This is a genomic window from Bradyrhizobium sp. URHD0069, from assembly GCF_000701345.1.
GTDB lineage: Bacteria > Pseudomonadota > Alphaproteobacteria > Rhizobiales > Xanthobacteraceae > Bradyrhizobium.
The window spans coordinates 87481-93544 of record NZ_JNIJ01000028.1; the positions used below are offsets into that span (position 1 = coordinate 87481).

6 protein-coding genes and 1 pseudogene are annotated in these 6064 nt (G+C 61.6%); 1 reads left to right on the top strand and 6 read right to left on the bottom strand.

Features of this window, described 5'->3' with window-relative positions; genetic code table 11:
* Positions 1-14 precede the first annotated feature (14 nt).
* The 6 genes from N554_RS0118290 to N554_RS0118315 all read right to left on the bottom strand — a co-directional run bounded on the left by N554_RS0118290 (position 15) and on the right by N554_RS0118315 (position 5563).
* On the bottom strand, positions 15-818 hold the full coding sequence (locus N554_RS0118290) for an NUDIX hydrolase (RefSeq protein WP_029584786.1): 804 nt from the start codon (positions 816-818) through the stop codon (positions 15-17).
* A gap of 120 nt (positions 819-938) precedes the next feature.
* A complete protein-coding gene (locus N554_RS0118295) occupies positions 939-1892 on the bottom strand; it encodes a dihydrodipicolinate synthase family protein (protein ID WP_029584787.1) in 954 nt (317 codons plus the stop codon).
* Between the two features lie 153 nt (positions 1893-2045).
* On the bottom strand, positions 2046-2924 hold the full coding sequence (locus tag N554_RS0118300; protein ID WP_029584788.1) for an SDR family oxidoreductase: 879 nt from the start codon (positions 2922-2924) through the stop codon (positions 2046-2048).
* Positions 2925-3020: 96 nt separating this feature from the next.
* The gene (locus tag N554_RS0118305; protein WP_029584789.1) at positions 3021-3881 is read right to left on the bottom strand and encodes a MaoC/PaaZ C-terminal domain-containing protein; all 861 of its coding nucleotides are present in this window, start codon (positions 3879-3881) and stop codon (positions 3021-3023) included.
* 144 nt (positions 3882-4025) lie between these two features.
* Positions 4026-4415 carry a Zn-ribbon domain-containing OB-fold protein gene (locus tag N554_RS0118310; protein ID WP_029584790.1) on the bottom strand — a complete coding sequence of 130 codons (390 nt, stop codon included), beginning with the start codon at positions 4413-4415 and terminating at the stop codon, positions 4026-4028.
* Positions 4415-5563 (bottom strand): thiolase domain-containing protein, encoded by a 1149-nt coding sequence (locus N554_RS0118315; protein WP_029584791.1) that lies wholly within the window; start codon positions 5561-5563, stop codon positions 4415-4417. Before N554_RS0118315 ends, N554_RS0118310 begins: the two co-directional genes overlap by 1 nt.
* 280 nt (positions 5564-5843) lie before the next feature.
* Here N554_RS0118315 and N554_RS0118320 point away from each other — a divergent pair.
* A pseudogene (locus tag N554_RS0118320) lies at positions 5844-6064 on the top strand (IS110 family transposase); the annotation flags it as partial.

The window sequence follows — 6064 nt, forward strand, 5'->3', positions numbered from 1 at the left end:
CCTCTTCTCCTGCATCACACCGCGCCGACTTCGAAGACTTCGCCGTCATAGCCGGCCTCTCGGGGAATGCGAAGCTGACGGCCGCCGTTGAGTTTCGTCATGACCGGCATCACGGTCACGATCGGCTTGCCCCTGCTGTCGCTGAACGCGGCCGTCACGCTTGTTTGCTTGCCGAGCCTGATCAGGTTGCGCGTGGTCGGGAACGGCAGCTTGAACCGCCCGCTTTCGCCGCCTTCCACCGCCTCGCGCGGCGATACCCAGATCGAATCGGTGGATTCCTTGCCGTCGTGGGCACCGACCTGTTCCGGCGGAGCGGCGGCAAGAAAGAACCAAGTGTCGAACCGCTTCGGCATGCCCTCGGGCGTAATCCAGTGCGCATAGGGCACGAGTTCATCGAGCGCCAGCAGCATTCCGTTGTCGGTGAGGACCTTTAAAAATGTCGTCTTGCCCTCGCACAAGGCGGTGCGATTGGCAGCTTCGATCTCGCTAGCTCGCTTCGCATCAATCAAGCTCTTCGAGCCACGCGGCCGCGCCAGCAGAATGCCGCTTTCCTCGAAAGTTTCGCGGATCGCGGCAATGCGGAAACTCAAACCGGCCGCGTCGAGCCCCTCGCCGCCGGAATAAAGCTCAGGTCTCGCGATGATCTCCTGATCGCCCTTGTCGACGCTGCCGCCGGGAAACACCAGCGCGCCCGAATTAAAGTCGATCTCATAATGGCGCACCATCATAAAGACTTCGATCTCGCCACTCGTAGCCGCGCTGTCGCGCAGCAGCAGGATGGTCGACGCCGGACGCGGTGCAACGACTTCGTTAGACATGAACCTCACTCCTTCCTCATCCTGCAGGAGCGGCCTCTTGGCCGCGTCTCGAAGGATGAGAAGCAAATTGGCTCATGGTTCGAGACGCGAGAAGATGCGTTCCTCACCATGAGGATTTCGTTAGCCCGCCGCGCTGGATTGCGGCTGCAGGTTCGCGCGCCTATCGACCCGCGCCACCCGCGAGAGCAGATAATCCACTTCGGCCTTTGCGGCGGCAGTAATGCTCGAACCCGGCTTGCGTTGCGCGCTCGAAGCGATCACGCCGCGCTTCTGCAGCACGTACTTTCGCACGGCCAGTCCGGCGCCGGGCTGCTGTTCGTAGCGGATCAGCGGCAGATGGGCGTCGAACAGATCGTGCGCCGCATCGCGCTTGCCCGCCTTCGACAACTTCACCACGTCGATCAGCAATTCCGGGAAGGCGTAACCGGTCATCGCGCCATCGGCGCCGCGCTCCATCTCGAAATCGAGAAACAGCCCGCCATTTCCGGTGAGGATCGAGAGCGGCCGCAGCGAGCCGTCCTTCTGGAAACCGCGCAGCGTGGAAATCTTTTCCAGTCCCGGCCAATCCTCGTGCTTGAGCATTACGCAGGATGGGCTGTCCATCACGATCTTGCGGATCACGGCGGGGGTCATGATCACCGTGAGCGTCAGCGGATAGTCCTGCAGCACCCAGGGAATGTCGTCCCCAATCGCGTCTGTCGCCTGTTTGAAGTAGCCGATGATCTGATCGTCGGTTCGTAAATGCGGCGGCGGCGCGATCATCACGCCGGCGGCTCCCGCATCCATTGAGGCACGTGCCAGCGAGCGCATCGTCGCAAATCCTGGCGCCGAGACGCCGACGATGATCTGCATGTTCTTCGCCCGTTTGACAAAGCGGATCGCTACCTGCTCGGCCTCGGCAGCGTCAAGCTTCGGTGCCTCACCCAAAATGCCGAGTACCGTGACGCCATCGCAGCCGACCTCGGCATAGAAATCCGTCAGCCGATCGATCGATTTTTCGTCGATGCGGCCGTCATCGTGGAATGGCGTCGGCGCAATCGCGAAGGTGCCTGCGGCTTTATGGGTGAGTTTCATGATCGGTCCTTTTTCTGGGTAATTCAGGAATGGTCCGTAGGACCAGACCTCAGATGTGCAATTGCACATCGGGCAATCTCGAAAATCCGGGTTCGCTGCTGCGCATCGCCCCGGAATGATTTTATTTACGCCGACGCCGGTAGTGACGGAGTGTCAAAACCGGCGCGCGCCCATCTTGATCTCTTCCTCGGAGAAGAAAATCTCCTCGGCGTGTTCGACGACATCCTGCGCCTTCCAGCCTTGATGCGGCGGCTTCCAGCCCGGCTTTTCCATCATCCGCATCTCGCGCACGCCACGCGGGCCGGAAACGCCGAGCACCTTGCCGGTCTGGTCGCCCGACAAATCACTGACCATGTATAGCACGGCCGGCGCGATGCCATCAGGCCCCAATGCGGCGCCGGGGTTGTCTATATAGCGCGGCAGATCCTCGGTCATGCGGGTCAGCGCGCCGGGCGCGAGCGTCCAGATGCGGATGTTGTATTTCCGGCCCTCGATCGCCAGCACGTTCGACAGCCCCCAGATGCCGCCCTTGGCGGCGCCGTAATTGCTCTGGCCGAAATTGCCGATCAGGCCCGAAGTCGATGACGTATTGACGATGACGCCGCCGCCGTTCTCCCGCATCCAGCGGAACACCGGCTGGGTGACGCAGAACGTGCCCTTCAGATGCACCTTCAACACCTTGTCCCAGGCGGCTTCGGTCGCCTTGGCAAAAGTCTGGTCGAGCAGAATGCCGGCATTGTTGACGAGAATGTCGGCACGACCGAAATGCTTGATGGCATCGTCGAACACCGACTGGCCGCCTGCCATGGTCGAAATGTCAGCGCCGTTGGCGATTGCGCGGCCACCTTCCGCCCTGATCGCGTCGACTACCTTCTGCGCCATCGAGACATCGGCGCCGCTGCCGTCACGGGGTCCACCGAGGTCGTTGACCACGACAGCGGCGCCTTCCCGGGCGAACAGCTTTGCGTAGGCCTCACCGAGCCCGCCACCCGCGCCAGTGATCAGCGCCACCTTGCCGTCGAGCAGTCCCATGATGTTCTTCTCCCGTATCGTCGTTTTATCCGCCGTCATGGCCGTGACAAGCACGGCCATAACGACATCATTTGGAGTGCGCGCCGCGCGTTAATTTCATCCCAGCACGGTCTTGCCGCTCTTGATGACGGCGACGTTGCGCGCCTTCACCTTGGCCTCGAACGAAATCACGTTGCCGTCCTTCCACAAATCCATCGTCACGATCTCACCCGGATAGACCGGGGACGAAAACCGCGCGACGTGCTGCTTGAAGGCAGACGGATCGTAGTCGGCATAGGTCTGCAAGACACCGCGGCAGGTGATGCCGTAGGTGCACATGCCGTGCAGGATCGGCTTTGGAAAGCCGGCGCGCTTGGCAAATTCCGGATCGCTGTGCAGCGGATTGCGGTCGCCGCAGAGCCGGTAAACCAGCGCCTGATCCGGACGCGTCGAGATATCGATTGATTTGTCCGGCGCGCGGGTCGGCACCTTGTGCGGCTCCGGCTGCCCTTCCGAAGGCCCGCCAAAGCCACCGTCGCCGCGCGCAAACCGCGACGACACCAGCGTCGCCAGTTCTTCGCCCTTCTCGTTCTTGAGCACCGTCTTGTGCCGGATGACGGCGCCCTTGTCCTTGCCCTTGTCGAAGACGTCGAGCACGCTGGAATCGGCGGTGATATGAGCGGCGACGGCAAGCGGCCTGTGGAAGGTGATATCGCGTTCGCCATCGACCACCATCACGCGATTGAGGTTCATTTCACCAGGCCCGGCTCCCCATGCCGCGACGGAGGCAAATGTCGGGACAACCTTCAAGGCCCGAGGCGTGGCTGTGGCTTCGTTGACGAAAGCGAGTTCCTTCTCGTCCATCGGGTCCGCGCCCATCCCGATGCCATGGGCGTACAGCATCACGTCACGATCGGTATATGCGTATTTCTGGCCAAGGTTCTTCAGCGCCATCAGCGCGTCGTACTCGATCGGCATTGCGGCATTCCCTTCGGCATTCGTTCCCTCGTCATGCCAGCGAAAGCGGGCATCCGGTAATCACCGACGTCAGTGCTTACTGAATCCCCCCCTGCGCGGGGATGACCGTTCTTTGCATTGCTGCGCGCTGACGCAACTTCGACCTCACACCGGCGTAAAGAACGGCAGCGGCGCGCCGTCGGTCGGCTTGAACACCACCTTGACCTTCTGGCCGATCTTCAACGTGTCGATGTCGCAGTCGACAAAGTTAGTCTGCAGCGATGGGCCTTCCTTCAGCGTGACGTAACCGATCGCGTAGGGTCCGCTCGCGGATTTGCGCATCAGGCTGAAGGTATAGATTGTGCCCTCGCCCGAGCTTTCCTCCCACACCGTCTTGTCGGAAAAACAGAACGGGCAGATCGATCGCGGAAAGTAATGCGGCTCGCCGCATGCCGTGCAGCGCTTGATCAGGAATTTGCCTTGCGCGGCCGCATCCCAGAACGGCTTGGTTTCGGGATTGCCCTGCGGCGTCGGATATTTCTTCGCTTCCGCCATCACGCACGCTCCAGAATGCAGGTTGAGGCGGCGTGACGCACACCGAGCAGTCCGCCGGTGCCATGGGCGATGGCTAGATCGCAGTTCGGCACCTGCACTTTCGGGTGCGCCTCGCCGCGCAGCTGCCGCACCGCTTCGATGATCTTGGTCATGCCGCCGCGGTTAACGGGATGATTGCTGCACAGGCCGCCGCCGTCAGTGTTGAACGGCAGCTTGCCGACGCCGGAAATCAGGTTGCCGTGGGACACGAACTTGCCGCCCTCGCCTTTCTTGCAGAAGCCGAGGTCCTCGAGTTGCATCAGCACCGTGATCGTAAAGCTGTCGTAGATCGAGGCGTATTTGATGTCCTTTGGCGTGACGCCCGCCTCTTCGAAGGCCCGAGGGCCCGACCAGACGCCGGCGGAATAAGTCAAATTGAGATCCTTGCCGCCGCGTGGCCCCTTCATCGCTTCGCCGTGCCCGATCATCCGCACCAGTGGCTTCTTCAGGCTCTTGGCGATTTCGGGCGTTGTCACGATCAGCGCGCCGCCGCCGTCGCTGACGACGCAGCAATCCAGGCGATGCAGTGGATCTGATATCATCGGCGAGTTGAGCACGTCCTCGACCGTGACCACGTCCTTGAGCATCGCATGCGGGTTGTATTGGGCGTGATGGGAGGCTGCGACCTTGATCCAGGCCAGCTGTTCGCTGGTGGTGCCGTAGTCGTGCATGTGGCGCATGGCACACATGCCGTAGGCGTTGTGGGTGGTCGCGCCGTAGGCGGCCTCGAAATCAACCTCGGCGCCCGCGGCGCGCGGCGGCATCGCCCCGGTGCGCGGCTTGCCCGCCAGCGTTATCAGCGCAATCGAGCATTTGCCGGCGGCAATCGCTTCCGCCGCATGACCGAGATGGATCAGGTACGAACAACCGCCGGTTTCGGTAGAATCGATGTGGCGCACCTTCAGCCCGAGGTAATCGACCATCGGCCAGGCGCCGCCCGGGGCGTCGCCGGGGCAAAAATAGCCATCAACATCGGCCTTCGTTAAGCCAGCGTCTTCCAACGCGCCCTTGGCGACTTCGGCATGCAGCTGTGCAGTGGATTTATCGGGTGCGTGCCGGGTTGGATGTTCGTAAATCCCGGCAATGTAGGCCTTGCCCTTGATACTCAATATACGCTCCGCTGGCGTTTCTTCGTCCCAGCGGTTTTTCTGGCCTGTCAGCGCCGCCTTGGCAAGCGGCGAAATATTCCGTCAGGCGAGACGGGTATACGCTAACTCTTTCCGTCGTCCCGGCGAACGCCGGGACCCATAACCACAGGCGTTCGTCGTTATCGCGAACTGGTGCCAGCTTTCGCAAAACGTAGATCGGTGGCTGATGGGGTGGACGGCCCCCTACGGCATCAGTGTGCCAGAATGAGGTTGTTGCAAATCTCAGACAAGGGAGCCGTCCGTGGACCAGATTATCCGCATTGGAATGGATACGTCGAAGCATATTTTTCAGCTGCATGGGGTCGATGCCGCGGAGCGGCCGGGGTTGCGCAAGCGGCTTCGGCGCAACGAGGTGTTGGTGTTTTTTGCCAAGCTGCCGCCGACGGTGATTGGAATGGAGGCGTGCGGCGCAGCGCATGACTGGGCGCGGAAGTTACGCAAGCTAGGCCATGAGGTGAAGCT

Excerpts from the sequence above, each read along its gene's own strand:
- N554_RS0118305 (WP_029584789.1), bottom strand. The coding sequence starts at position 3,881 with ATGCCGATCGAGTACGACGCGCTGATGGCGCTGAAGAACCTTGGCCAG.
- N554_RS0118290 (WP_029584786.1), bottom strand. The coding sequence starts at position 818 with ATGTCTAACGAAGTCGTTGCACCGCGTCCGGCGTCGACCATCCTGCTG.
- N554_RS0118295 (WP_029584787.1), bottom strand. The coding sequence starts at position 1,892 with ATGAAACTCACCCATAAAGCCGCAGGCACCTTCGCGATTGCGCCGACG.
- N554_RS0118300 (WP_029584788.1), bottom strand. The coding sequence starts at position 2,924 with ATGGGACTGCTCGACGGCAAGGTGGCGCTGATCACTGGCGCGGGTGGC.
- N554_RS0118310 (WP_029584790.1), bottom strand. The coding sequence starts at position 4,415 with ATGGCGGAAGCGAAGAAATATCCGACGCCGCAGGGCAATCCCGAAACC.